Source organism: Streptomyces sp. NPDC044719, from assembly GCF_056433405.1.
Window position 1 is genome coordinate 254016 of record NZ_JBWKHE010000009.1, and the last position, 25467, is coordinate 279482.

Consider the following 25467-nt stretch of genomic DNA (forward strand, 5'->3'; position numbering starts at 1 on the left):
TTCGTTCAATCTTGCATGACATAAGGGGAATTGCCCGGATCGCAGCCAACCGGCTCGCGCGGATTTCTCCCGGTACCGGACGGACCGGTAGGCATGCCCAGGTCAACCCCCGAACCGACCCAGGAGGTCCGCATGCCGGAACTCAGCCGTCGCCGCGCGCTCACCGCCGCGGCCGTCCTCGCCGGGACGGCCGGCGTTCTGCCCGCCGTCGTACCCGCCACGGCCGCCACCGGGCAGCACGACTCCCCCGGGACCTTCGACGAGGTCTACAAGGGCCGCCGGATACAGGGCCGACCGGCCACCGGGACCGGTCATCACCACCACGGCGCCGGATACGCGGTGTTCGTCGACGGTGTGGAACTGCATGTGATGCGCAACGCGGACGGCACCTGGATCAGCGTCGTCAGCCACTACGACCCGGTGGCCACCCCGCGCGCCGCCGCCCGCGCCGCGGTGGACGAGCTGCAGGGCGCGCCGCTGCTGCCCTTCCCCGCCAACTGACCCGCACCGAAAGGCTCTGGAGCACCCGCACATGACCGTCCGCAAGAACCAGTCCGCCCTGACCACCGACGAGAAGCGGCGTTTCACCGCCGCCCTCATGGAGCTGAAGCGCAGCGGCCGCTACGACGAATTCGTCACGACGCACAACGACTTCATCGTCTCCGACACCGACAACGGCGAGCGGACGGGCCACCGCTCACCGTCCTTCCTGCCCTGGCACCGAAGATTCCTTCTGGAGTTCGAGCGGGCACTCCAGTCGGTGGACGCGTCGGTGGCACTGCCGTACTGGGACTGGACCGTCGACCGGACGCCGCGTGCCTCGCTGTGGGCGCCCGACTTCCTCGGGGGCACCGGGCGCGAGCGGGACGGCCGGGTGCCGGACGGGCCGTTCGCCGCGTCCGCCGGCAACTGGACGATCAACGTACGGGTCGACGGGCGTACGTTCCTGCGGCGCTCCCTGGGTGCCGGGGGACGCCAGCTGCCGACGGCGGCCGAGGTCGAGTCGGTGCTGTCGATGCCGACGTACGACATGGCGCCCTGGAACAGCGCCTCGGACGGTTTCCGCAACCACCTCGAAGGCTGGCGCGGAGTCAATCTGCACAACCGCGTCCATGTCTGGGTGGGCGGGCACATGGCCACCGGCGCCTCGCCCAACGACCCGGTGTTCTGGCTGCACCACGCGTACATCGACAAGCTGTGGGCCGAGTGGCAGCGGCGTCACCCCGGCTCCGGCTATCTGCCGACCGCGGGCACGCCGAACGTGATCGACCTCAACGAGACGATGCGGCCGTGGCACGACACGAGCCCGGCGGATCTGCTGGACCACACGGCGCACTATACGTTCGACGCCTGATCAGGCGGTCGCGGCCGTGCGGCAGTCCGGGTGCCCCCAGCCGCTGTCGTTCTTGGCGATGGACTCGCCCGCCGCGTAGGAGCGGCCGCACTGGCAGCGGCCGGGGAACTTCGCCTTGATGGTGCGCGAGGAGCCCTTCGATCCGGAACCCTTCGCGGTGCGCGCCGAGCCGCCGCGGGGCCGGGAACGCGGAGCCTTGGCCGGAGTGTCCGGGGCGGGCGGCGGCTCGGGGGATCCGAGCTCGCTGCCCGCGGGCTCCTGGACGGTGGCGGCCTGGCTGGCGGCTCGGTCGGCGAAGTCGTTGAGCCGGTCGCCGTCGACCTGGTGGGCGGGCACGTAGCGGAACTCCACCGAGCGGCCGTCCAGGAGCTCGTCGATGCGCACGACGAGGTCCTGGTTGGCGACCGGCTTGCCGGCGGACGTCTTCCAGCCGTTGCGCTTCCAGCCGGGCAGCCACGTGGTGACGGCCTTCATCGCGTACTGCGAGTCCATCCGGATCTCGAGCGGTACGTCCGGGTCCGTCGCCGCCAGCAGGCGCTCCAGCGCGGTCAGTTCCGCGACGTTGTTGGTGGCCTTGCCGAGCGGCCCGGCCTCCCAGCTCACCGGGCTCTCGGAAGCGTCGGCGACGACCCAGGCCCAGCCCGCGGGCCCCGGGTTTCCCTTCGAAGCCCCGTCGCACGCGGCCACAACACGTTCACGCATGGGCTCGATCATGCCATGGCCGCACGGTCCGCCCGGCCGGGAGGGCCGGGTGGCTACGACACGTCGGTCAGCTTCGGCATGTCTCCCTCGGTCGTCGTGGTGTCGATCACCGAGAAGTTCGCGCCCTGCGGATCGCTGATGGCGGCGAACCGGCCGAACGGCGTGGTCATGGGGCCGAACCGCAGGACGCCGCCGAGCTTGGTCGCCTTCGCCACGGCGTCGTCGCAGTCCCCGACGGCGAAGTAGACGTTGATGTACGGCGGCACCTCGGGCGGGAATTCCTCCGTCATCTTCATCCGGCCCAGGACGCTGCGTTCGCCGAGGTCGTAGATGCGGAAGTCCATCTCACCGTCCTCCATGTCCCGCTGCCGGTAGGAGAAGACCGCCGGGAAGAACGCGTCGGACTTCTCGGGCTCGCGGGTGAAGACCTCGGCCCAGGTGTAAGCGCCCGGTTCGGCCATCACCTCGAAGCCCTCGTGGGTGCCCGCCTGCCAGACGCCGAAGACGACACCGCTCGGGTCGCGGGCCAGGCACATGGTGCCGAAGTCGCTGACCTGCATCGGCTCCATCAGCACCTCGCCCCCGTTGTCGCGGATCCGGGCGGCGGTGGCGGCCGTGTCCCGGGCGGCGAGGTACAGGCACCACTGCGACGGGGCCTCCGGCTGGCCGGGCATGGGCGGGACGACGGCGGCGACCGCCTTGCCGTCCGCGTAGGCCTGGGTGTAGTTGCCGTACTCCGCCGAGGCCTCGGCGAAGGTCCAGCCGAGGACGTCTCCGTAGAAGTTCTTGGCGCCTTCGAGGTCACTGAACATCGCGTCGGCCCAGCAAGGGGCTCCTTCTGGTTGCACGGCCATGGCTGCGGCCCCCTCCGGATGGGTGGATAGTCCGTTTCCTCACGCTAGTCACCCTCGGGTCGGCCCGCGCGCCGAACGGGCGGTTCCGCCGGTACGTGCGGACGACGAGTTGCGGGCGCGGGTGCGCGCCTGCGGAGTGTGCCGTACCGATCTGCATGTCGACGAGGGCGATCTGCCCGTTCGCCAGGTGGGTGTCGCGCCCGGCCACGAGGTCGTCGGGAAGGTGGCCGGGGCGGGCGCGGTGGTGCACGGCATGGCGGTGGGCGATCGGGTCGCTGTGGCCTGGCCGCGCCGCACGGACGGCGACTGCGCATCCTGCGCACGCGGCGCGGAGGACCTCTGTCCCGAGTGTCCGAGTACACGGGCTGGCACGCCGACGGTGGCTACGCGCAGTACACGACCGTACCGGCCGCGTTCGCCTATCGGATGCCGGACGACGTGCCGGACGTGACACCGGCGCCCTCCTGTGCGCGGGCATCATCGGCGACCGCGCGGTGCGGCCGCGAGGCGGCTGGAGCTGGGCGCCACGTCCGCGCAGGACGCATACGCGAGGCCGCCGGAGCTGCTGGACAGCGCGATCCTCTGCGCCCCGGCCGGCGAACTGGTCCCGGCCGCCCTCTGACGCCGGCGGCCCGCTACGGCGTCCGCGCGACCACGCGTCCCTGCCCGCTGTCGCGGGCCGCGGAGGCGCTCGGGGAGCTGAAGGCGGGGCGGTTCGACGGGGCGGCGGTGCTGGTGAACGACTGGCGGTGAAGCTGGGCCCTCGGTGGGGCCGGCGTCTGTGCGTACGGGGCGGGTCCGGCGTGTGAGTCGCGGCGGGGTGTGCGCCGGAGGAGGCCGGGAGGTGGCTCCGGCGATACGCGGCGTCCGTGCGCCCTGTGCGCCGGGCGGCACGAGGTGGGCGACCGGCGTGGGGGCAGCCGCCCGCTGGTCCTCCACACCCATCGTTGGTTTGCCACCTCCGGCGCGAGAAGCCGCCCCCTTCACGCGGTTATCCGGCCGCCTCTGCCGCTGTTTGGCTATGCCTCGCGGCTCGTCCGGCTCACCGGCGCCACGAGACCGCCGCCTTCGCCGGCCACCCCACCGTCCCTGCCACCACTCCGTCCGTCCCAGCCGACCACTCCGCTCAGGCCCGGGGCGGAACAGGGCGCACCCGTGTCCCATGCCACCCCTGTTCAGCAGGGACTCCGCCCCGCTCACTCAGCGAACAGCCCGTTCGATCCCAGGGAGGGAATGTGTCCGCCCCCGAAAGCACCACCGGCCCCGCCACCGAGGACCCCGTCCCCGACCCCGCTTCCGCCGCCGGCGCGGCCGAGGCTCAGCTCACCAGTCTCAGCACGCAGGCGGCGCGCCAGCTCGCCACCACCACCAAGTCCGTGCCGCAGATGCAGGCCATCACCTCGCGCTGGCTGCTCAAGACGCTGCCGTGGGTCGACGTCAGGGGCGGTGCCTACCGGGTCAACCGGCGTCTGACGTTGCGTCTCGGCCGGGGCCGGGTGCAGTTCGAGCAGAACGGTGCCGACGACATCAGGGTCATCCCCCAGACGCTCACCGAACTTCCCGTGCTGCGCGGCTACTCCGACGGCGAGGTGCTGAAGCAGATCGCGTCGCGCTTCGAGGTCCGTGAGGTGCGCGTCGGCGAGGTGCTCTTCGAGGCCGGCCAGCCCGTCACCGAGGCCTACCTGATCGTGCACGGCCGTTTCACCCGGTACGCCGCCGGCAAGTACGGCGAGGAGGAGGTCATCGGGGTCGTCACGGACGGCGAGGGGCTCGGTGACGAGGCCGTCGGGCGGGCCGACCCGCTGTGGCTGACGTCCGTACGGGCGGAGACCTCGGGTGTCGTGCTGGTGCTGTCCTGGGACGCCCTCCGGGAGTACACGGACCGCGTCCCGTCCCTCGCGGCCCATCTGCAGGCCTACGCGGAACAGCAGAGCAAGCCCATGAACCGCAAAGGCGAGGCGGATGTGCCGGTGCAGGCCGGGCACGTGGGCGAGCCGGTGCTGTCCGGCGGCTTCGTCGATTACGAACTCGCCCCGCGCGAGTACGAGTTGTCGCTCACACAGACCGTTCTGCGCGTCCACTCCCGGGTCGCCGACCTCTACAACGACCCGATGGACCAGACCGAGCAGCAGCTCCGGCTGACCATCGAGGAGATCCGTGAGCGGCAGGAGTGGGAGCTGGTCAACAACCGCGAGTTCGGGCTGCTGCACAACATCGACTACAGCCAGCGCATCAGCACGTTCTCGGGGCCGCCGACCCCGGACGACATGGACGAGCTGTTGTCGATGCGGCGCAAGACGCGGCTGTTCCTGGCTCATCCCAAGGCGATCGCGGCGTTCTTCCGGCAATGCAACAAGCGCGGTCTTGTGCCCGGCACGGTGAACGTCGACGGGCACGAGGTACCCGCCTGGCGGGGTGTGCCGTTCTTCCCGTGCGGCAAGATCCCGGTCAACGACCACCACACCAGCAGCATCATCGCGCTGCGCACCGGCGAGGCCGACCAGGGGGTTGTCGGACTGTTCCAGACCGGTATCCCGGAGGAGTACCAGCCCGGCCTGAACGTACGGTTCATGGGCGTCGACGAGACGGCGATCATCCGCTACCTGGTCACCGCGTACTACTCGATGGCCATTCTGGTGCCCGACGCCGCGGGCATCCTGGAGAACGTGCAGATCGGCCGGACGGCCGGCTGACGGGGTGGACTCGAGTACGCCGATGAACAATCCCTCGTCCCCGGGTTCGCAGCTTCCCGCCGCGGACACCAACCAGCCCTCCGACCTGGAGCCCCACCCGACGCCCGGCCTTCCGGCCCTGCCATCAACCGGCTCCCCGGTGCCACTGCCCTCGGCCTCGGCGCCCCGACCTGACGCGCGGGGACCAGAGGCTCCGGCCCCACCACACCCCGGCTTGCCGACCCCATCGAACGCCGAGTTCCCGGCCGCACCGCCCTCGACCTCCGCGCCCCAACCCGGTCCACCGGGGCCAGGGTCTCCGACTCCACCGAGTTCCGCACAACGGGCGGACTTCCGGCCTCCGTCCCCGCCGGTCTTCGGTTTCTCAGCCCGGCCGGCCCTCAGGTCTCCGGTGCCGGCGCCACTGCCCGCGGACTCCGCGATCACCCCGGGCTCCGAAGCCCGTCCAGTCGGCGCACCTCCGGGCCCAGCATCCCCCCGCCTCGCAACGACGGCAGAACCTGCGGCCCCTCCACCACCGAGTTCCGCGACCCGCCCGGCCTTCCGCCCGCCCGCCCCGCCCACACTCAGCTTCTCCTTCTCAAGCCCCCCGGGCTCAGCGGCCCTCGGGCCCCGGGCTTCGGTGCCCCCGAGCCCAACGGCCCGACCGACCCCCGACTCCCCGGCCCGGTCCACCCCCCGCCGCACCCCACCCGGCCCCCCGAGCCTCGCCCGTGACGGACGGGCCCGGCGTGGTGGGCCCGTGCCCGGGCTTCGGTATCAGGCCGCCGTGCCCGCCGATCCCGAGAAGGTCAAGGAGGTCGACCGGAGGCTGGAGGCCTGGGCGCACGGTCTCGATCTGTTTCCGCCGGCGTGGACGGGGGACTTCGCGGGGTTCCAGTTCGGCCGGGCCGTGGTGCTCCAGCATCCGGGCGCCGCCGATCTGGACCGCCTCACCGTCGCAGGCGAGCTGCTGCTGGCGGAGAACCTGGTCGACAGCTGCTACTGCTCCGAGGACGAGGACCGGGGCGGTTCCTCCCGCGGTCTCGGCGGACGCCTGGTCATCGCCCAGTCGGCACTCGACCCCTTCCACGGCCCACCGGAGGCGGAGAAGGAGTGGCGCCAGGGGCTGACCGCCGACGGGCCGTTGCGTTCGTACCACCGTGCGCTGCAGGACTACGCCGGGTTCGCCACGCCCAGCCAGACCGACCGGTTCGTGCACGACATCGCCCGGCTGCACCTCGGCTACGTCGCCGAGGCCGCCTGGGCGGAGACCCGGTACGTGCCGCGCGTCTGGGAGTACCTGGTGATGCGGCAGTTCAACAACTTCCGCCCCTGCCTGTCGATCGTCGACGCCGTGGACGGCTACGAACTGCCCGAGGCGGTCTACGCCCGGCCGGAGATCCAGCGGATCACGGCCCTCGCGTGCAACGCCACCACGATCGTCAACGACCTGTACTCCTTCACCAAGGAGCTGGCGGCCGAACCCGACCACTTCAACCTGCCGCTGGTCATCGCCGCCGACGAGCAGTGCGGACTCAAGGCCGCCTATCTGAAGGCCGTCGAGATCCACAACCAGATCATGGACGCCTTCGAGGAGGAGTGCGCGGTCCTGTCCGCCGCCTCACCGCTCGTCGAGCGCTACGCCCGGAGCCTGGCCGCCTGGGTGTCCGGCAACCACGAGTGGCATGCCACCAACACCCACCGCTACCACCTGCCCGACTACTGGTAGAGCACAGTCCCTTGACGTCACGCGAGAAGCACGAGGAGCCGTCCTTGACCACCACCGCCGCCACCCCGGCAGCACTGCAGTCCCCGTCCGCCGCCCACTCGACGTACCAGACCCGCGTGGCCGACTACTGGAACGCCGAGGAGAACCCGGTCAACCTCGAACTGGGGAAGATCGACAACCTGTACCACCATCACTACGGCGTCGGAGACGCCGACTGGTCCGTGCTCGACGAGCCCGACCCGGCGCTGCTGCGCGAGCGGGTCACCAGCGAACTGCACCGCCTGGAGCACGCCCAGGCGGAGTTGCTCGCCACCCACCTCGGCCCCCTCTCCCCCGCCGACCGTGTCTTCGACGCCGGCTGCGGACGCGGCGGCGGCAGCGTCGTGGCGAACCTGCGATACGGCTGCCGCGCCGACGGCGTGACCCTCTCGGCCAAGCAGGCGGACTTCGCGAACGAGCAGGCCCGGCAGCGCGGCATCGACGGCAAGGTCCGCTACCACTGCCGGAACATGCTCGACACGGGCTTCCCGTCGGGCGCGTTCGCGGCGTCGTGGAACAACGAGTCGACCATGTACGTGGAGCTGGACCTGCTGTTCGCCGAGCACGCCCGGCTGCTGCGCCGCGGCGGACGCTACGTGGTGATCACCGGCTGCTACAACGACACCTACGGGCGGGCCTCGCGCGAGGTGTCCCTGATCAACGCCCACTACATCTGCGACATCCATCCGCGGTCGGAGTACTTCAGGGCGATGGCCCGCAACCGGCTGGTTCCCGTCCATGTGCAGGACCTCACCGACACGGCCATCCCCTACTGGGAGCTCCGCAAGCGGGCCGACCATCTCGTCACGGGCATCGAGGACACGTTCCTGACCGCGTACAAGAACGGCAGCTTCCAGTACCTGCTGATCGTGGCCGACCGCGTCTGACGGATCGTCATGTCGTCGGCCACAGGCACCTCGTGGCCGACGCACGTCTTCCGCCCCGGGCCCGGCTGTGCTTGCCTGGGGAGCCGTTTCACCGGCCGGGGCGGGAGTTGCCGTATGCGCGGACCGTGGATCGTGGGTGTCCTGCTGGCCGGGCTGCTGCTCGGGGCGTGCGGGGATCCGTCGTCCGGACCTGGCGCGTCCCCGCCGTCCGCGCCGGAGGGGTCCACCACCACGCACCAGCGGGCCCCGGCCTCACCCAGCGCCCGGGCCCCCGTCAAGGCGCCCCGTGTGCTGTACCTCGGCGACTCGCTCGCCATGGAGAACCAGAAGGTCCTCGGCCAGGAGCTGCGCCGGGACCTGCGCGCGAAGTACACGAGCGCCCCCTACTCGGGCACCACCCTGTGCGACTACCTGGAGGGCACTGCGGAGCGGTCGCTCGTGCCGGCACGGGACAAGGCGGCCGCCCTGGTGCGGTCGCTGCGGCCGGACTTCGTGGTGCTCCAGTTCTGGGGCAGCGCCTGGGACTTCACCTGGTGCATGGACAAGATCACGTACGACGGTTCGCGAGAGCGGTACTTCAAGCGGTACGAGGCCGACGCGCGCCGGCTCGTCGAGCAGATCGCGACGGCCGGCGGGGCGCGCCGGCCGCGGATCGTGTGGGTGCTCCAGGGCCCGGACCCGATCACGCCCGACCGGGTGCGGCGCGTGAACGGGCTGTACGAACGGCTGGCCGCCGACTCGGACGACGTCGTCGCCGACGCCGGGCGGACGGTGAGCCCCGGCTCGGACCGCTACACATGGACGCAGCACCTCCCCTGCACGGCCTACGAGCGGGCCCACCCCGACTACTGCACCCAGCCCGGCCGCGACCGGACGGCCCTGCACCGCGACGACGACTACCTGCACTTCTGCCTGGCCCCCACGACGTCCACGCCGAAGCCCTGCCCGGTGCGTTCCCCCGGCATCCTGCGCATCGCGCGGGAGATCACCAAAACCATTCGACAGTCGGCCGACTGACCGCTCGAATGGGCGTCATGTGCGCTGTGCGAATGCATGAGGACGAGCGGGACGTCGACGTCCCGCTCGTCGCCCGGCTGATCGCCGGACAGTTCCCGCGGTGGGCCGGGCTGCCCCTGCGGCGCCTGGAGTCCTCCGGGACCGAGAACGCCATGTTCCGCCTCGGCGCGGACAAGGTCGTGCGCCTCCCCCGGCACCCCCGCGCCGTCGATGCCATCGCGCACGAACTGCGCTGGCTGCCCCGGCTGGGCCCTGGCCTGCCCGCCGCCTCGCCCGAACCCCTGGGGCGGGGCGAGCCCGGCGAGGGCTTCCCGTGGCCCTGGTCGGTGTTCGGCTGGCTGGACGGCCGCAACCCGGTGCCCGGCGCCCTGGACGAGCCGGGACTGCTGGCCGAGGACCTGGGCGCCTACGTCGCGGCCCTGCGCCGGATCCACCCGGCGCAGGGCCCGACCGGTTACCGGGGAGTTCCGCTGGCGGCCCGGGACCGCTTCGTGCGCGAGGCGCTCGCCCGACTGGCGGGGCGGATCGACACCGCGGCGGTGACGGAAGTGTGGGAGGAGGCCCTGCGCGCACCCAAGTACACCGGGCCGCCGATCTGGGCGCACGGCGATCTGATGGCCGGGAACCTGCTGGTCACCGGCGGACGGCTGAGCGCCGTGATCGACTTCGGCACGGTGGGGGTGGGAGATCCCGCCGTCGACCTCATCAGCGCCTGGTGTGTGCTGCCCGCCGGGGTCCGTGGCGTCTTCCGTGCGGCCACGGGCGCCGGCGAGGCAGAGTGGGCGCGAGGCCGGGGCTGGGCCCTGTCGATCGCGCTCGTCGCGCTGCCGTACTACTGGGACACGAACCCGCCGGTCGCGGAGAACTCCCGGCATGTGATCCGGGAGATCCTGGCCGAGACGGCGTAGGGGCGGGCAGGGTCCTGCCCCTCGACCGGAGTGCGCTCCTCACTCGCCTGCGTAGGCCTTGTCCAGGGTCGCGATGTCGAACTTGCTCATGGCCATGAACGCCGTGGTCACGCGGGCCACCTTCGCCGGGTCCGGGTCCGTGATCATCTCCTGGAGCCGGTCGGGGACGACCTGCCAGGACAGGCCGTACTTGTCCTTGAGCCAGCCGCACGGGCCGGGCTCGCCGCCGTTCTCGGTGAGCCTGGTCCAGTAGTAGTCGATCTCCTCCTGGTCCGCGCAGAAGATCATGAAGGAGACCGCCTCGGTGAACTTGAACTGAGGGCCGCCGTTGAGCGCGAGGAACTTGTGGCCGTTGGCCGTGAACTCGACGGTCATGACGGTGCCCGCACGGTGGGGCGTTCCCTCGGGGTAGCGGGCGACCTCGCCGATGCTGGAGTTCTTGAAGATCGAGACGTAGAGGTGGGCGGCCTCCTCGGCCTGGTCGTCGAACCAGAGGCACGTGGTGAAACCGTCGGTGGTCATGAGTCCTCCTGGGCGCGTGGAACGCTGTCACCACTGTCGACCGGCCTTGGCCCCGGAACTCATCGGCCGGCCGGCGGGCAATTCAGGTGGCCGCTACACCGTTCGGACCTAGCATCGCGGTCATGACGTCCACGCCCGCCGACAGCGGCATCCTTCCCTTCCGCATCGACACACCGCAGAGCGACCTCGACGACCTCCACGACCGCCTCGACCGGGCCCGGTGGCCCGACGAGCTGCCCGGGGTGGGATGGACGTACGGCGTTCCGTCGGGCTATCTGCGGGAGCTGGTGCGGTACTGGCGGCACACGTACGACTGGCGGGCGGCGGAGGCGCGGCTCAACGCGTGGCCGCAGTTCACGACCGAGATCGACGGCGCGCGGGTGCACTTCGCGCACATCCGCTCCCCCGAACCCGACGCGACCCCGCTGATCGTCACGCACGGGTGGCCGGGTTCGATCGTCGAGTTCCTCGACATCGTCGGGCCGTTGTCGGACCCGGCCGCGCACGGCGGCGATCCGGCCGACGCCTTCCACGTGGTGCTGCCGAGCATTCCCGGCTTCGGGTTCTCGGGGCCCACCCGGGAGACCGGCTGGGAGGCGCGCAGGATCGCCGACGCGTGGGCCGAGCTGATGACGCGCCTCGGCTACGAGAGGTTCGGCGCCCAGGGCGGCGACTGGGGTGCGGCCATCTCCCGCGAACTGGGCCGCGTCCATCCCGGCCGGGTCCTCGGCATCCACCTCAATCTGCTGCCCGGCGGACAGGCGGCCACCGAGCCGACCGCCGAGGAACTGGACGCGCTGAGCCCGGCGGAGCGGGAGCGCGCGCTGACCTCGTGGCGCCGGTGGGAGGAGTGGTCCCGCGACGGGACGGGCTACTTCCATGTGCAGTCCACCCGGCCGCAGACCCTGTCGTACGCGCTCACGGACTCACCGGTGGGCCAACTCGCCTGGATCGTGGAGAAGTTCCGGGAGTGGACGGACTCCGAGGAGCTGCCCGAGGAGGCCGTCGACCGGGATCTGATGCTCACGAACGTGATGCTGTACTGGCTGACGGGCACGGCGGGTTCGTCCGCCCGGGTCTACTACGAGCGCGCTCACGCCCGGGGGGAGCGGATCGCCGCCCCGCACGAGCCCTCCACGGCACCGACCGCGGTGGCGTCCTTCTCCGGCGACCCGCAGATCCCGCTGCGCCACAAGGCGCAGCGGACGGAGAACATCGTCCGCTGGACGGAGTTCGAACGGGGCGGGCACTTCGCGGCGATGGAGCAACCCGGCCTGCTGGTGGAGGACGTACGGGCGTTCTTCCGGGAGCTGCGCGAGAAGGGCTGACGCCCGCTCTGCCCGTGGCGAATCTGCCGCGGGCAGAGAATCCGTACGACGGCGTCGTCCGAGGTCAAGAGTGGAGTCGAGGGCATCCCCGACCACGAGGAGAACCGATGACTTTACTCATGACACTCGCCCCACGGGCGGAGGAGGGCGACACCCCTCCGACCCGGTTCGACGACCAACTGGCGGCCCAGTTGCTCGCGCAGCGCATCGTGCTGCTGGGCACCCAGGTCGACGAGGTCTCCGCGAACCGGGTCTGCGCCCAGCTGCTGATCCTGTCCGCCGAGGACCCGCGCACCGACATCAGCCTGTACATCAACAGTCCCGGCGGGGCGGTGCACGCGGGCCTGGCCATCTACGACACCATGCGGCTCGTCCCCAACGACGTCTCCACGCTGGCCATGGGCTTCGCCGCGAGCATGGGCCAGTTCCTGCTCAGCGTCGGCGCGCCGGGCAAGCGCTACGCCCTGCCCAACGCGCGGATCATGATGCACCAGCCGTCGGCGGGGATCGGCGGCACCACCGCCGACATCGAGATCCAGGCGGAGAACCTGGAGTTCACCAAGCGGACCATCGAACGGATCACCGCCGAGCACACCGGCCAGAGCGAGGAGACGATCTCCCGGGACGGCGACCGGGACCGCTGGTTCACGGCCGAGGAGGCCAGGGAGTACGGCATGGTGGACCGGGTCGTGGAGTCCCTCGCGGACGTCCGCCCGACGGCCGGCCGGCGAAGGATGGGGCTGCAGTGATGGGGAGCTACACGATTCCGAACGTCGTCGAGCGCACCCCGCAGGGCGAGCGGTCCTATGACGTGTTCAGCCGGTTGCTGTCCGAGCGCATCATCTTCCTCGGCACGGAGATCGACGACGGCGTCGCCAACGTCGTCATCGCGCAGCTTCTCCACCTGGAGTCCTCGTCCCCGGAGAGCGAGATCGCGATCTACATCAACTCGCCCGGGGGCTCGTTCACTTCGCTCATGGCCATCTACGACACGATGTCGTACGTGCGGGCGCCGATCTCGACGTTCTGTGTCGGGCAGGCGGCCTCCACAGCGGCCGTGCTGCTGGCCGGCGGGGACCCCGGACGGCGGTTCGTGCTGGAGCACGCGCGCGTGCTGCTCGGCCAGCCGGCGAGCGGAGGGCAGCGCGGCATGGTCTCCGACCTGGCGCTCCAGGCCAGGGAGATGGTGAGGATCCGCTCCCAGGTCGAGGAGGTGCTGGCGCGGCACACCCAGCACGAGGTGGCGACCCTGCGGGCCGACATGGACCGCGACAAGGTGTTCACCGCGCAGGAGGCGGTGGGCTACGGGCTGGCCGACGAGGTGCTCAGCCGGCGCCTCGTGCGGGTCTGAGGCGCCGGCCGGCAGGCGGACTCAGGCGGCCAGGCACATTCCGTCGTACGACGACGGGGACGCCGCCCCGCGGCGGCTCGCGCTGCCCGTGTACCGCGAGGTGACGCGGGTCAGTTCGCCCTGCGTCCTCGACAACAGGTCGCCGAGGCCCAGTCCGAGGGCGCGGGCGGCGGCCGCGAGGACCTCCGAGGAGGCCTCCTTGCGGCCGCGCTCGACCTCCGACAGATACGGCATGGAGATCCGTGCCTCGTCGGCGACGTCCTTCAACGTACGCTCCTGCGCGAGGCGTTCACGGCGCAGGACGTCGCCGACCAGGTCGCGCCAGAGCGGCTCCTTCACGGCGGGGGGCGGGGGGCTCGCACCTTGCGGGCGCAGCGGGATGACGCGGGCTTCGTTCGGCACGTGGTTGGTCACCTGTCCAGCCTAGGAGCGCCGGACGCGGAGGGAAGGGACCGGCGTTGCGCCCTGAGTGGAATCATGGGCGGGGCACGTCTCTTGCCCACAGTCGGCCGAATGGGTGAGCATGAACGGACCGGAATGCCGTGCTCCATCGTTTTTCCGCCGCACGGCATTCGCGGGCATGTGTTGCGCCTCCCCGGGTACCCGCAACCCGGAAGGACCTAGGCAGATGTAGCCGTGACTTCGTGGGGAGAGGTAATGGAGACCGCCGTGATCCGGTCGAAGGCAGAGGTCGCCGGGGAGAACGCCGAGGCCGGGACGGGTGACGGAGCACTGCCGGTCGTGGACCCGCGTTCCGTGGCCCCGCGGGACGCCAGGGCGCTGTCCCGCCAGTTCTTCCAGCGTCTGACGGAACTCGAAGAGGGCACGCACGAGTACCAGTACGCGCGCAACACCCTGATCGAGATGAACATGTCGCTCGTGCGGTTCGCGGCCGGCCGTTTCCGGGGCCGCGGCGACGACATGGAGGACATCGTCCAGACCGGCATGATCGGCCTGATCAAGGCCATCGACCGGTTCGAGCTGTCGCGCGAGGTCGAGTTCACCTCCTTCGCGCTGCCGTACATCGTCGGTGAGATCAAGCGGTTCTTCCGGGACACGACCTGGGCGGTGCACGTGCCGCGGCGGCTGCAGGAGCTGCGCGTGGAGCTGGCCAAGGCCCGCGAGGAACTCGCGAGCCGGCTGGACCGTGAGCCGACCGTCGCCGAGCTGGCCACGCTGATGAACATCTCCGAGAACGAGGTCGTCGAGGGGCAGATCGCGGCGAACGGGTACAACTCGTCGTCGCTGGACGCCGCGCTCACCGGCGACGGGCCGGAGGGCGGCGAGGCGGTCCTGGCCGACTTCATCGGCGTCGAGGAGGACGGGCTGCGGCTGGTCGAGGACTTCCACTCGCTCGCCCCGCTCATGGCGGAGCTCAGCGAGCGCGACCGGCAGATCATCCACATGCGGTTCGTGGAGGAGGCCACCCAGGCGGAGATCGGCGAGGAGCTCGGCTGCTCGCAGATGCACGTCTCGCGCCTGATCAAGCGGATCATCACCCGGCTGCGCGAAGGCATGCTGGGCGAGCTCGGCTGCGCCTGAGACAGTCGGCGGGCCGGCCGGGCAACGGCGACCAGCGGGTGCTGTCCCCCATGCGGGAGGGGACGGCACCCGCGACCGTGTCGGCTCACACGGCGTGAGAAGCACCCCCATGGCGACGCCTCATCCGGCAGGGGGACGCCTCATCCGGACGGTTCAGGCACTGGTGGCTTCGGCGAGCGGCAGCACGGCGCGCACGCGCTTGCCCACCGGGACCCGCTCCACGCTGACCTGCTCCGCGAGCGCGTGGACGATCTCCAGGCCGTGCCGGCCGACGCGCTCCGGGTTGCGCGGGAAGATGCGGGGCAGGGCCGAGCTGCTGTCGTAGACCGACACGGTCACGGCGGTGTCCGTGCCCACGAGCTCCAGGATGTACGGCCCGTTGCTGTGCCGGTCGGCGTTGGTGACCAGCTCACTGACCACGAGCTGCACCGCGCCGTCGGCCCGGTCGTCGACGCTCGCGCACCACTCGGTCCGGAGCTGATCGAGGAAGAGCGCGGCGAAGGACCGCGCCTCGGCGATGCATCCCTGCTCGCCCGAATAGTGTGCCGCCCGCCTCAGCGGTTCAACGGGCACGTCGAAACCAGTCGGTATCACTGCCCCGTCCAGGTGGTCGATCATTCGTTTCTTTCTGGGAAGAAGCCGGACTGGCCGGACGCTCTGCACCAGTGCTCGTACCCCGAGTCGGGCTTCGCAGTCCTGACACGTTTTCGCCCGTCCCGTGCCCTGGGCATTGTCCCCCGCGCGCGGGGCACTCGGAAGGAATCAGGACCGGCCGAGGGCGGCCGGGCCGGATCGCCGGAGGTGTGCGGTGGCCTGGTGGACGTGGCTGGTCGTGGTGGTCGCGGCGCTCGCCGCCGTCGCCGTGCTGACGCTCGCCGTACAGGCCGGCCGGCGGTCGGGCACGGTCATCGCGGTCCGGCGCCGGCCCGGCGGGAAGGGTCTGCGATGAACCAGCTGATGGCGGCACGGAGCCTGACGACGCTGCCGGTGGTCACCCTGGGCGGTGACGCCGTCGCACAGATCAAGGACACCGTCTTCGACGCCGCGGCCGGGCGTATCACCGGCTTCACCCTCAGCGGCAGGGGCCTGCTGTCGGGTCCGCTGAGGCAGAGCCTGCCCTGGCCGGCGGTGCACGCGCTGGGCCCGTACGCGGTCATGGTCGTCGACGCCGGCGCCCTGGCGGAGACGCCCGTGGTGGTGGCACGCCGCGAGGCCCAGCAGGGCCGGGTGCTGCACGCCAAGGTGCTGACCGACGAGGGCGCCGAGGTGGGCACGGTGCTCGACGTGGTCGTCGAGGGCGGTACCAGCGGCCGGGTCGTGGGGTTCAGGATCGCCGCGGCCAAGGAACTGGTGCGGGCCTCCCGGCGGCGCCGGCACCGGGTGTACGTACCGCGCGGCGAGACACTCGCGGTCTCCGGCCGCGCCCTGGTCATCCCGGCGGACGCCACCCGCTACGTCGCCGACGACCTGCCGGCCTTCGTCGCCCGGGTGGGCGCCTTCCAGGAGGGGCACGAGGAGACGCCGTCATGATGCTGTTCTCGCAGGCGCGGGGCCTGCCGGTGCTGACCCTGGCCGAGGCGGACGAGCTCGGCGTCGTACGGTCGCTCACGGTCGACGCGGCGGCCGGTGTGGTCACACATGTCCGGGTGCGGGGCCGGCACTCCCGCAAGGAGACCGTGCTGGCCTGGGGTGCCCTGCACGCGCTCGGCCCGGACGCCGTGCTCGTCCGCTCCGCCGCCGTCCCGGCCGAGGTGCCCTCGCACCACGAGCTGCCGGGCCTGAGGATCCTCACCGAGACGGGCGACTATCTCGGCACGGTCCAGGACGTCGCGTTCGAAGCGGACACCGGCCGCATCGAGGCGGTCGTCACCGCCCAGGGCGATGTGCCGGCCGATCGGCTGCTCGGGCTCGGGGACTACGCCCTGGTCGTCCGCGCCGGCTGACTCAGGAAGCCGGGGCCTGGTCCGTCGCGCCACCCCCGGTGTCCCGGCCTGAGTCGTTCGCGGGCGGGGGCGGTGAGTCGTCCGCCGGCGGCGATTCGTCGGTCGGCGGCGATTCGTCGGTCGGCGGCGATTCGTCCGTCGTCGGTCCGGACGTCTCCGTGGTCGGCGGTTCGCTCGTGGTCGGCTCCGACGTGGGCGAGCCGGTCGGCGTGGTGACGGTCGCCGACGGGGTGGGCTTGCTCGGCGGAGCGGTCTTGCGGTCGTTCTCGCCCGTGTCGCCCTTCTCGCGCTTGAACCACTCGCCGTCTGGCTCGCACATGACGAAGACGTCGATCGGCTCTTCGGCCGGCCTGACCTCGACGACGTCCGACGCCTTGTACCCCGGCCACTTGTCCCCGGTCGTCTTCTTCTGCTGGGCGACCGGCGGCGTCAGCGGGTTGCCGCACGCGCAGCGCACCCGGGGCACACCGCGGTCGTCGACGAGCACGGCCGTGCCGGCCTGGAGGACCGCCTGGTACTGCGTGGGGCGGCCGTTCTTGTAGCCGTGATTGGTGACCCAGGTGTCCATGCGCAGTTGCACGGGGGTGAGCGAGCGCAGGTAGGCGGGGACCTCGGACGGGTCGATGCGCTGGACCGACGCGAACGCGCGCTGCTTGTCCGGAGCCTGCTCGAGGTACTTGATCTGCTTCTCCACGTCACAGCTGGCGACGTTGCGGGTGCCGCCGTACAGGCCGGGTGCCCCGCCCCGTACGGCCTGGACGGTGTTCGGCGACGCCGATCCGGCGGACGTCGGCTTGACCGACGGGCCTGAACTCTCCTTGGCCGTCGAGTCGGTGAACGGGTCCGGGCCGGTGTCGGCCGCGGGCTGCAGCAGGACCTCGCCGTCGGAGGTGCTGGTGGTACCTCCGTCGGACGCGCCGGTGCCGCCGTCGGGGCGGGTGAACACCACGGCCAGCACCACGGCTGCCACGACCGCGCCCGCGATCAGCGCGACACGGGGTACGGAGCCCCACCACGGGCGACGGGGCTCCGGCGGCTCACCACCCCCGCTCGGAGGTTCGGGGGGCGGGCCGCCACCCCCCGAGGGCGGCTGGGAGGGGCCCGACAGCGGGCCCGAGGGGGGTCCTGTGGGGCGACCGGACGACGGCGGTTCGACGCTCACGAGCTCTTCTTCCCACGTGGGTTCTGTGCGGCCTTCGCACACCCGAGGCGATCAGTCCTGGTATATACCGCTTTTTCCACTACGAGTTCATTGTGTGCCCCGGTCCCGTCCGGCCCGCAAGCCGACGCGGACGGACCTCCCGGCGGGCGCCCGGCGCGGGCGCTGCTTAGCGTGGCAGCGTGAGTTCACGCACCTCCTCCGGCCAGGCACGTACCTCCGCGCGGGCCGTCGCCCGCCACGGCTGGGTGCACGCCCTCGTCACGGTGCTCGGCGGGCTGCTCGCCATGACGGTGGTGGCCACGCTCGGCCTGTGGGCCGCCGGGGCCGCGGACCTTCCGGACGGGGCGTTCGGCCCGGTCGTCATGGCGACCGTGGTCACCGCCTTCGGTGGCACGGTGAAGCTCTCCGGAAGTGCCGGTGACTTCGCCGACACACAGGCGGGACTGACCGTGATCCCGCTGTCCGTCACACTCACCGGGGCGCTGGTGATCGCCTGGGGCTTCCTGCGGCCGCTGCGCCATCGCGCGGTCGCCGGCGCCGCGGAGCTGGCCGGCTGGGCCGCCAGGATCGCGGCCCTGTGGCTGCTCGCGCTGATCGGCGTGACCCTCGCCGCCCGCCACACGTTCGACATCTCCCTCGGCGACGAGCAGCTGGGGGACCTCGGCGACCTGTTCGGCGCCTCACCGAAGATCGGTTTCACGACCGACGTTCCGCTGTCCGTGTTCGTCGGCCTGGTCTGGCTGGCCGGCGTGCTGGTGCTGGCCCTGCTGGTGTCGCGCGGCGCCCCGCTGCCGGCCGGGCTGCTGCGCTTCCAGGCCTCGGTGCGGCCGGCCGCGTACGCGATGGTCGCGCTGCTGCTCGCGTACGTCGCCATCGGCGTGGTCATCGCGCTGGTCGTCGCGGCGACGCGGGGCCACGCGGCGGAGACGTTCGCCGTGATTCTGCTCGGCATGCCCAACCTGGTGTGGCTGGCGCTGACGATCGGCCTCGGGGCGACCTGGACGGGCCGGGTGGAGGGGCCGTTCGGGCTGCCCATGCCGCAGGTGCTCGACGAGGTGCTGCGCACTCCGGACATCTCGGAGCTGAACCTGCGGACGCTCTCCGAGCACGACGGCCGGGTGTGGTGGCTGCTCGTCGTCGACGTGGTGCTGCTGCTGGCCGCCGCGTTCGTGATGGCGGCCCGGTCACCGGCCCGGGTCCGGGCCTGGCAGCACGCCGTGCACATGGCGGTCGCCCTCATGCTCACGGTGTTCATGATCTGCCTCGTCGGACGCATCTCCGCGCACTACGGCCTGTCCGTGCTCGGCATCGGAGACCTGGGCGGGAGTCTCGGGGGCGAACTCTTCCTCAGACCCCGGCTGTGGGGTGCCGTCGGCCTGGCCGTCCCCTGGGGGCTCCTGACCGGATTCGCCGGGGCGCTGCTGGCACGGCACGTACGGCGCCGAGGTGAGGTCCGCTCCGAGAACAGGAGCTGACGCCGGGGCGCTACGTCCGGTGCGGGAAGACCGGTTCGGCCCAGCGAGGCGGTGGCTTCGGCCGCTCCTCCCCCGGCTCCCGGCTCACCCGGGCGGGGACGTGCCCCACGCCGGGCGCGTCGCCGCTCGTCGCGGCGCGCAGAGCGGCGACGAAGGACAGGCAGGACGGATACCGGTCGTCGGGGCTCTTGGCGAGGGCCCTGGCGAGGACGGGGTCGACCTGGGGGTCGAGGTCGGGCCGGGCCTCGGTCAGCGGCGGCGCCTCGTCGTACTGGTGGGCCCACAGCAGGGCCATGTCGTCGTCCCGGCGGAAGGGCGGATGGCCGGCGAGGATCTCGTAGACGACACAGGCGAAGCCGTACACGTCGCAGCGGGCGTCGACCGGGCGGCCCGAGATCTGCTCGGGGGCGACGTAGTCGAGCGTGCCGACGAACTGGCCGACCGTGGTGAAGCCGGTCAGGGACAGCGACTTCTTCGTCAGGCCGAAATCGGTCAGGTAGGCGTGCTCGGGGTGGTCGCTGTCGGTGCCGCGGGCCACCAGGATGTTGCCGGGCTTCACGTCCCGGTGCACCAGACCGTGGTCGTGGGCCGCGTCGAGCGCGGAGGCGACCTGGGCTGCGACACGCAGGGTGGTGGCGGGCGACAGCGGGCCCTCCCGGTCGAGGAGATGGCGCAGATCGCTGCCGACGACGTACCGCATGGCGATATACAGCACGCCGTCCGTCTCACCGGCCTCGAAGACCGGCACGATGTGCGGGTGGTCGATCGCGGCGGCGGCCCGGGACTCGTGGGTGAAGCGGCGCCGGAAGGTGTCGTTGCGGGCGAGTTCCGGGGCGAGCAGCTTCAGCGCGACGGTGCGTTCCAGACGCAGGTCGCGGGCCCGGTACACGACGGCCATGCCGCCGCGCCCGATCTCCTTCTCGATCCGGTAGCCGGCGATCTGCTGTCCGAGCAGCTCGGAGGGCCGCCCGGAGAACAGGCTCGTCTCGCGGGTCAACGGGTGTCACCCTCGGGCGACACGACCCGGGTGGGCTCGGACCCCACGACGCGCGTGGGCGGCGCCTCGGCGGGGCGGTCCGGCTCCTCGGCCTCTTCCTCCGTTTCTTCAGGCGACACGACACGCGTGGGCGGGGCGTCCGCGGGGCGGGCCGCCTCCTCGGCCTCCTCGGGAGACACGAGACGAGTGGGCTCGGGGGCGTCGGGAGACACGAGACGTGTCGGCTCGGGCGCCTCGGGCGGCGCTGCCCGCGTCGGCTCAGGCGCCCCAGGCGACACCACCCGCGTCGGCTCAGGCGCCCCAGGCGACACCACCCGCGTCGGCTCAGGCACCTCGGGAGACACCACCCGCGTCGGCTCAGGCGGAACGCCCGGCGTGGACGGCTCCCCGGCCGGATGCGCTTCCTCTGCAGCCCGATGTCTCTCCTCAACCCGGGGCAGCTCTTCGGCCCGATGTGGTTCCTCCACCCGGAGCTGCTCCTCGACCTGATGTGGCTCCTCCACCCTGAGCTGCTCCTCCACCCGAGGCGGGTCCTCGACCCCCTCCGGAGGCACCACCCGAGTGGGTGTACGCGCCGGCACCGGGGTCTCGGACGGCCGGGACTCCGGATGAGAACTCGGTGTCTCGTCCGTCGCGTACGTGGTCGCCCGGGTGCCGTCCGCGTACACCCAGTGCCCGTGCGCGGCGTCATAGAGCCACACCGACTCGCCGTCGACGACGACGCCGATCCGCAGCCCGTGGGTGCGGGAGTGGAAGGACTCCCGGTCGAGGCCGCCCGCGAGGTCCTCCACCGCGGACCGGTAGCGCGCCAGGGCCTCCTGCGCGCGGGTCAGCAGCGGACGCGGATCGGCGGTCCGGGTGAGCGGCCCGTCCGCGGCGGGCGGATCCTGCGGTACGGCGACCAGGCGGCGGCCGTCGACCCAGGCCGACCAGCCGTTGAAGCACAGCACATGCCCCCAGTCGCCCTGCTGTTCGACGAGCTGCACCGGCAGCAGAGGGTCGAGGTCCACGGTGGGCCGGGCCGGGTCGGGGGCCTCCCAGGCGGGCATCCCGTGCTGCGGGACGACGTGCGTGGGCCGGAAGCCGGGAGTCGTCATGGGGGCTCCCTACTTCCGCATCACGGCCGGTTCGTGCCGGCGCAGCAGCCGGGACACGAGGAAACCGAAGAGCGCCGACAGCACGACCAGCATCCCGATGTCGAGCAGCCACATGCCCGCCGAGTGCTCGAAGAGCGGATCCTTGGTCAGATCGTCGGGCACGATCCGGGCCAGCCCGACGGTGCCGGCCATCGCGGCCAGCGCCCAGCGCGCGGGCACCAGCCAGCCGAGCTGCTCGAGCCCGGGCACGCCGTCGAGCTTCAGCAGGGCACCGCAGAAGACGACCTGGACGATGGCGACGAGCACGAGCAGCGGCATCGTCACCTCTTCCTTGCGCACCAGCGCCGAGATGAGCAGCCCGAGCATCATGGCCGTGAATGCCAACAGGGCGACGGCGACCGCGATTTCCACCAGGGGCGGCATCAGCACGCCTTCGCCGCCGGGCGCGCCGAGGTCCACGCCGAGCAGGGCGACGAGGGTGAGCACCACCGCCTGGAGCACGGTGATGACGCCGAGGACGACGACCTTCGACATCAGGTACGCCGACCTGGACAGGCCCACCGTGCGTTCCCGCTGGTAGATCACGCGTTCCTTGACGAGTTCGCGCACGGCGTTGGCCGCGCCGGTGAGCACCGCGCCGACGCACAGGATGAGCAGTGTGTTCATCGCGGTGTCGAAGCTCAGCTTGCCGCCCGACAGGGCCCGGGCCATCACGCCCATCACGAACGGCAGGGCGATCATGATGATGAGGAACGTGCGGTCGGCGCTGAGCGCGGAGGCGTACCGGCGCACCAGGGTGCCCAGCTGGGCGGCCCGGCTGCGCGGCCGGGGCGGCGCGGTGATGACGACGGGCCCGGACCGGGGCTGCCGGGGCTGGGCGGTGGCGTCGGCGACGTAGTGGTCCCGGAACGGCGAGGCGCGGTAGTCGCCCGCCCAGTCCCGGTCCTTGTCCCGCTCGAAGGCCTCGAAGGCCTCGGGCCACTGCTCGAAGCCGAAGTAGGCCAGGGCGTCCTCGGGCGGCCCGTAGTAGGCGATCTTCCCGCCGGGCGCGAGCACGAGGAGCCGGTCGCACACATCCAGGCTGAGGACGCTGTGGGTGACCACGATGACGGTCCGGCCGTCGTCCGCGAGGCCGCGCAGCATGTGCATCACCGAGCGGTCCATGCCGGGGTCGAGGCCGGAGGTCGGCTCGTCGAGGAACAGCAGCGACGGCTTGGTCAGCAGTTCCAGGGCCACACTGACGCGCTTGCGCTGGCCGCCCGACAGGCTGTGCACGGGCTGGTCGACGCGCTGTTCCAGGCCCAGTTCACGGATCACCTCGTCGACCCGGGCGCGCCGTTCGGCCTTGGCGGTGTCCTGCGGGAAGCGCAGCTCCGCGGCGTAGGAGAGGGCTTTGCGGACGGTCAGCTGGGCGTGCAGGATGTCGTCCTGCGGGACGAGGCCGATGCGCTGGCGGAGCTCGGCGTAGTCGCGGTAGAGGTCGCGGCCGTCGTAGAGGACGGTGCCGTGGTCGGCGGGCCGCTGGCCGGTGAGGGCGTTGAGGAGCGTGGACTTTCCGGCGCCGCTCGGGCCGACGACGGCGAGCAGGCATTTCTCCCCCACCGGGAACGACACGTGGTCGAGCAGCGTCTTGCGGCCGCGGTCGACGGTGACCGCGAGGTCCTGTACGTCGAGGGAGATCTCTCCGGTGTCGACGTACTCCTGGAGTTCGTCGCCGACGAGGCAGAAGTCCGAGTGGCCGATGCCGACGATGTCGCCCTGGCGGACGGGGGCGCTGGTGACGCGGCTGCCGTTGAGATACGTGCCGTTGTGGCTGCCCAGGTCGGTGATCTCGTACGTGCCGTCGGGCAGGGCGCGCAGCTCGGCGTGCCGGCGGGAGACCACCAGGTCGTCGATGACCAGGTCGTTGTCGGTGGCGCGGCCGATGCGGACGGTGCGGGCGGGCAGCGGCCGTACGGTGGTGGGCTGCCGGTAGGTGCCGGTCGCCGCCGGCATGGAGACGGCGGAGGGGCGTTCCGGGGCCGGTGCGGGGCGGCCCAGCAGGATCACGCGCGGTCCGTCGGCCGGGTTGCCGAAGCGGATGACGGTGCCGGGGCCGACGGCCCACTCGTGGATGCGGCGGCCCTCGGCGTAGGTGCCGTTGGTGCTGTTCTCGTCCTCGAGGGTCCAGTGGCCGTCGGTGGGCCGCAGCACGGCGTGGTGCCAGGAGACCCGGTCGTCGTCGATGACGATGTCGCTCAACGGGTCGCGTCCGACGTGATAGTCGTGACCGGGAATCATCACGGTGGAGCCCGTCTCGGTCTCCAGGACGAGTTCTGGTGCTACCGACGACTGCGCCATGACCAAGATTCTACCGATTTGCCCGATGCGTGCCTCTGCGAGCGGGTCAGGCCACGGGGATCCCCAGACCGGGGGCCGTCCGCTGCATCCGGAGGGCGTCCACGGACTCGGCGAGCAGTTCGTACTCGGTGGTGTCGTCGCTGGTGGCGATGCGCACCAGCCGTCCGGCCGCCAACTCCTCGGCGACCCGCTCCTGGTAGCCGGGGTCGGCACACCAGGCGCGCAGCTGTGTGGGCACGTCGGGCACGGTGTCGGCGACCGGCACGAGCGCGCCCGGCGGTAAGTGCTCGGCGTCGGGCTGGGGGTCGAGACGCTGGGCGATCCAGGAGGCCCGGTCGCGCAGCCACCACAGGGCGAGGGCGAGGGTGGGCGCCCGGTAGGTCCCCAGGGGGACTCCGATGCGACGGCCGTCGCAGACCCCGTACGCAGTGACGTGACACAGGAACTCGTCGTGCACGTGACCTCCCCCGATGCCCTGCCCGCCCGCCGGACTCGCCTCCGCGGCTCGCGTGCTGTGCGTGAGGGCGCCGTCGCTGGATGTGAAAACGCTCTCGCAGGTCAGTATGTTCACTGCTGAAACACTGTCACCAGTACTTTCCGGCCACTCTCCTGGCATATTCACACCCCGAGTTGGCCGAAATTCCGCAGGCCACCCCAGAGCGCATGACTCCGGAGGTAATCGACGGTCCCGCCCGGCGCGGGCAGGGTGGTGCGTACCGGGTCCGCCGCGAACGTGATCCGGGCCCTGACCAGCAGACACGACCTTTCCGGAGGCTGATCTCCCATGTCCGCACCCGCCCAGCGCTACGAGAACGCCGTCGCCCGCTACTTCGAGGCCTGGAACGCCGAGACCCCGTCGGCGCGAGAGAAAGCGGTCGCCGCCGCCTGGACCGAGGACGGCGGCTATACCGACCCGCTCGCCGACGTCCGGGGCCACGAGCAGATCGCCGGGTTGATCGCGGCGGTCCGCGAGCAGTTCCCGGGCTTGGTGTTCAGGCTCGCCGGGGCCGTCGACGGGCACCACGACACCGCCCGCTTCTCGTGGGAGCTGGTGAGCGAGACCGACGGCTCGGCGCCCGTCGCGGGCTCGGATGTGATCACGCTGGACGGGCAGGACCGGATCAGGGCCGTTCTCGGATTTCTGGACCGGGTCCCCGCCGGGGCGTGAGGCCGGCGATGAGTTCTCCGGTGTCCGGCGGTCTGATGTGTGACAGGCCGCCGAGCACCGGAGGACGCCATGGCCACGACCGCAGATCTGGACGCGGAGTTCACCGCGGTCCTGCGCAAGAGCCCCGCCGAGGGCGGCTGGACCTACCTGGTCTGGCCCCGGTCCGTCGAGTTCTTCGGCACCCGCGGCCTGGTCAAGGTCCGCGGGACGATCGACGGGCACCCGTTCCGCAGCTCGTTCATGGCGCTGGGGGACGGCACGCACAAGCTGCCCGTGAAGGCCGGCATCCGCAAGGCCATCGGCAAGGAGGAGGGCGACACGGTGACCGTGCGCCTGGAGGAGCGGATCAGCCCCTAGACGGCTCGGCCGGGGGCGGC

Annotated in this window: 29 protein-coding genes; 19 read left to right on the forward strand and 10 right to left on the reverse strand. The window is 71.7% G+C overall.

Features of this window, described 5'->3' with window-relative positions; translation table 11 throughout:
• Positions 1-132: 132 nt before the first annotated feature.
• Both melC1 and melC2 read left to right on the forward strand, forming a co-directional pair.
• Positions 133-501 (forward strand): apotyrosinase chaperone MelC1, encoded by a 369-nt coding sequence (melC1, locus tag AC07DF_RS33100; RefSeq protein WP_478979780.1) that lies wholly within the window; start codon positions 133-135, stop codon positions 499-501.
• Positions 502-532: 31 nt separating this feature from the next.
• A complete protein-coding gene (gene melC2, locus AC07DF_RS33105) occupies positions 533-1354 on the forward strand; it encodes a tyrosinase MelC2 (RefSeq protein ID WP_478979782.1) in 822 nt (273 codons plus the stop codon).
• Here melC2 and AC07DF_RS33110 read toward each other — a convergent pair whose 3' ends face one another.
• On the reverse strand, positions 1355-2068 hold the full coding sequence (locus AC07DF_RS33110) for a ribonuclease H family protein (RefSeq protein WP_478979784.1): 714 nt from the start codon (positions 2066-2068) through the stop codon (positions 1355-1357).
• 41 nt (positions 2069-2109) lie between these two features.
• Entirely contained in the window at positions 2110-2910 is an 801-nt protein-coding gene (locus tag AC07DF_RS33115) for a VOC family protein (protein WP_478979787.1), read from the reverse strand.
• On the opposite strand from AC07DF_RS33115, the gene AC07DF_RS33120 reads away from it, so the two are divergent.
• The 7 genes from AC07DF_RS33120 to AC07DF_RS33150 all read left to right on the forward strand — a co-directional run bounded on the left by AC07DF_RS33120 (position 2909) and on the right by AC07DF_RS33150 (position 10165).
• Complete coding sequence (locus AC07DF_RS33120) at positions 2909-3361, forward strand: alcohol dehydrogenase catalytic domain-containing protein (RefSeq protein ID WP_478979789.1); 453 nt, start codon at positions 2909-2911, stop codon at positions 3359-3361. The genes AC07DF_RS33115 and AC07DF_RS33120 overlap by 2 nt on opposite strands.
• On the forward strand, positions 3259-3663 hold the full coding sequence (locus AC07DF_RS33125; RefSeq protein WP_478980224.1) for a hypothetical protein: 405 nt from the start codon (positions 3259-3261) through the stop codon (positions 3661-3663). Before AC07DF_RS33120 ends, AC07DF_RS33125 begins: the two co-directional genes overlap by 103 nt.
• A gap of 482 nt (positions 3664-4145) precedes the next feature.
• Positions 4146-5603, forward strand: a complete 1458-nt coding sequence (locus tag AC07DF_RS33130) for a family 2B encapsulin nanocompartment shell protein (RefSeq protein ID WP_478979791.1) — start codon at positions 4146-4148, stop codon at positions 5601-5603.
• 622 nt (positions 5604-6225) lie between these two features.
• Entirely contained in the window at positions 6226-7314 is a 1089-nt protein-coding gene (locus tag AC07DF_RS33135) for a family 2 encapsulin nanocompartment cargo protein terpene cyclase (RefSeq protein ID WP_478979793.1), read from the forward strand.
• Between the two features lie 44 nt (positions 7315-7358).
• Positions 7359-8240: a geranyl diphosphate 2-C-methyltransferase gene (locus AC07DF_RS33140; RefSeq protein ID WP_478979795.1), complete on the forward strand. Its 882-nt coding sequence runs from the start codon at positions 7359-7361 to the stop codon at positions 8238-8240.
• A 114-nt stretch (positions 8241-8354) separates the two neighbouring features.
• Positions 8355-9257, forward strand: coding sequence for an SGNH/GDSL hydrolase family protein (locus AC07DF_RS33145; protein ID WP_478979797.1), 903 nt, complete (start codon positions 8355-8357; stop codon positions 9255-9257).
• 32 nt (positions 9258-9289) lie between these two features.
• Positions 9290-10165, forward strand: a complete 876-nt coding sequence (locus AC07DF_RS33150; protein ID WP_478979799.1) for an aminoglycoside phosphotransferase family protein — start codon at positions 9290-9292, stop codon at positions 10163-10165.
• Between the two features lie 39 nt (positions 10166-10204).
• Here AC07DF_RS33150 and AC07DF_RS33155 read toward each other — a convergent pair whose 3' ends face one another.
• Entirely contained in the window at positions 10205-10687 is a 483-nt protein-coding gene (locus tag AC07DF_RS33155; protein WP_478979802.1) for a VOC family protein, read from the reverse strand.
• 122 nt (positions 10688-10809) lie between these two features.
• On the opposite strand from AC07DF_RS33155, the gene AC07DF_RS33160 reads away from it, so the two are divergent.
• The 3 genes from AC07DF_RS33160 to AC07DF_RS33170 all read left to right on the forward strand — a co-directional run bounded on the left by AC07DF_RS33160 (position 10810) and on the right by AC07DF_RS33170 (position 13366).
• A complete protein-coding gene (locus AC07DF_RS33160; protein WP_478979804.1) occupies positions 10810-12015 on the forward strand; it encodes an epoxide hydrolase family protein in 1206 nt (401 codons plus the stop codon).
• A 107-nt stretch (positions 12016-12122) separates the two neighbouring features.
• Complete coding sequence (locus AC07DF_RS33165; RefSeq protein ID WP_478979806.1) at positions 12123-12764, forward strand: ATP-dependent Clp protease proteolytic subunit; 642 nt, start codon at positions 12123-12125, stop codon at positions 12762-12764.
• Complete coding sequence (locus AC07DF_RS33170) at positions 12764-13366, forward strand: ClpP family protease (protein ID WP_478979808.1); 603 nt, start codon at positions 12764-12766, stop codon at positions 13364-13366. Before AC07DF_RS33165 ends, AC07DF_RS33170 begins: the two co-directional genes overlap by 1 nt.
• A gap of 21 nt (positions 13367-13387) precedes the next feature.
• Here AC07DF_RS33170 and AC07DF_RS33175 read toward each other — a convergent pair whose 3' ends face one another.
• A complete protein-coding gene (locus tag AC07DF_RS33175; protein ID WP_478979810.1) occupies positions 13388-13780 on the reverse strand; it encodes a helix-turn-helix domain-containing protein in 393 nt (130 codons plus the stop codon).
• A gap of 243 nt (positions 13781-14023) precedes the next feature.
• Between AC07DF_RS33175 and AC07DF_RS33180 the strand changes: the two genes are divergently transcribed.
• Entirely contained in the window at positions 14024-14908 is an 885-nt protein-coding gene (locus tag AC07DF_RS33180) for an RNA polymerase sigma factor SigF (RefSeq protein WP_391111546.1), read from the forward strand.
• 153 nt (positions 14909-15061) lie between these two features.
• On the opposite strand, the gene AC07DF_RS33185 is transcribed toward AC07DF_RS33180, so the two are convergent.
• A complete protein-coding gene (locus AC07DF_RS33185; RefSeq protein ID WP_478979813.1) occupies positions 15062-15526 on the reverse strand; it encodes an ATP-binding protein in 465 nt (154 codons plus the stop codon).
• A 190-nt stretch (positions 15527-15716) separates the two neighbouring features.
• Here AC07DF_RS33185 and AC07DF_RS33190 point away from each other — a divergent pair, with 190 nt between their 5' ends.
• From AC07DF_RS33190 to AC07DF_RS33200, 3 genes are read left to right on the forward strand one after another with little or no spacing between them, the layout of a single operon-like run.
• Positions 15717-15857: a hypothetical protein gene (locus tag AC07DF_RS33190; RefSeq protein ID WP_478979815.1), complete on the forward strand. Its 141-nt coding sequence runs from the start codon at positions 15717-15719 to the stop codon at positions 15855-15857.
• The gene (locus AC07DF_RS33195) at positions 15854-16438 is read left to right on the forward strand and encodes a PRC-barrel domain-containing protein (RefSeq protein WP_478979817.1); all 585 of its coding nucleotides are present in this window, start codon (positions 15854-15856) and stop codon (positions 16436-16438) included. The genes AC07DF_RS33190 and AC07DF_RS33195 overlap by 4 nt, the downstream gene beginning before the upstream one ends.
• A complete protein-coding gene (locus AC07DF_RS33200; RefSeq protein WP_478979819.1) occupies positions 16435-16851 on the forward strand; it encodes a PRC-barrel domain-containing protein in 417 nt (138 codons plus the stop codon). Before AC07DF_RS33195 ends, AC07DF_RS33200 begins: the two co-directional genes overlap by 4 nt.
• Position 16852: 1 nt before the next feature.
• Here the strand turns inward: AC07DF_RS33200 and AC07DF_RS33205 are convergent, their stop codons facing one another.
• The gene (locus tag AC07DF_RS33205; protein ID WP_478979821.1) at positions 16853-18013 is read right to left on the reverse strand and encodes a DUF6777 domain-containing protein; all 1161 of its coding nucleotides are present in this window, start codon (positions 18011-18013) and stop codon (positions 16853-16855) included.
• A gap of 179 nt (positions 18014-18192) precedes the next feature.
• Between AC07DF_RS33205 and AC07DF_RS33210 the strand changes: the two genes are divergently transcribed.
• Positions 18193-19488, forward strand: a complete 1296-nt coding sequence (locus AC07DF_RS33210; RefSeq protein WP_478979823.1) for a streptophobe family protein — start codon at positions 18193-18195, stop codon at positions 19486-19488.
• A gap of 10 nt (positions 19489-19498) precedes the next feature.
• Here AC07DF_RS33210 and AC07DF_RS33215 read toward each other — a convergent pair whose 3' ends face one another.
• The 4 genes from AC07DF_RS33215 to AC07DF_RS33230 are packed head-to-tail and all read right to left on the reverse strand — an operon-like array spanning position 19499 to position 24379.
• Complete coding sequence (locus AC07DF_RS33215) at positions 19499-20485, reverse strand: serine/threonine-protein kinase (protein ID WP_478979825.1); 987 nt, start codon at positions 20483-20485, stop codon at positions 19499-19501.
• Positions 20482-21582, reverse strand: a complete 1101-nt coding sequence (locus tag AC07DF_RS33220; RefSeq protein ID WP_478979827.1) for a hypothetical protein — start codon at positions 21580-21582, stop codon at positions 20482-20484. The genes AC07DF_RS33215 and AC07DF_RS33220 overlap by 4 nt, the downstream gene beginning before the upstream one ends.
• A gap of 9 nt (positions 21583-21591) precedes the next feature.
• Positions 21592-23922, reverse strand: coding sequence for an FHA domain-containing protein (locus tag AC07DF_RS33225; RefSeq protein WP_478979829.1), 2331 nt, complete (start codon positions 23920-23922; stop codon positions 21592-21594).
• Positions 23923-23968: 46 nt separating this feature from the next.
• On the reverse strand, positions 23969-24379 hold the full coding sequence (locus tag AC07DF_RS33230) for a hypothetical protein (protein WP_382488502.1): 411 nt from the start codon (positions 24377-24379) through the stop codon (positions 23969-23971).
• A gap of 327 nt (positions 24380-24706) precedes the next feature.
• On the opposite strand from AC07DF_RS33230, the gene AC07DF_RS33235 reads away from it, so the two are divergent.
• Both AC07DF_RS33235 and AC07DF_RS33240 read left to right on the forward strand, forming a co-directional pair.
• Entirely contained in the window at positions 24707-25090 is a 384-nt protein-coding gene (locus AC07DF_RS33235; RefSeq protein ID WP_478979832.1) for a nuclear transport factor 2 family protein, read from the forward strand.
• A gap of 69 nt (positions 25091-25159) precedes the next feature.
• Positions 25160-25447 carry a DUF1905 domain-containing protein gene (locus AC07DF_RS33240; protein WP_478979834.1) on the forward strand — a complete coding sequence of 96 codons (288 nt, stop codon included), beginning with the start codon at positions 25160-25162 and terminating at the stop codon, positions 25445-25447.
• Positions 25448-25467 lie beyond the last annotated feature (20 nt).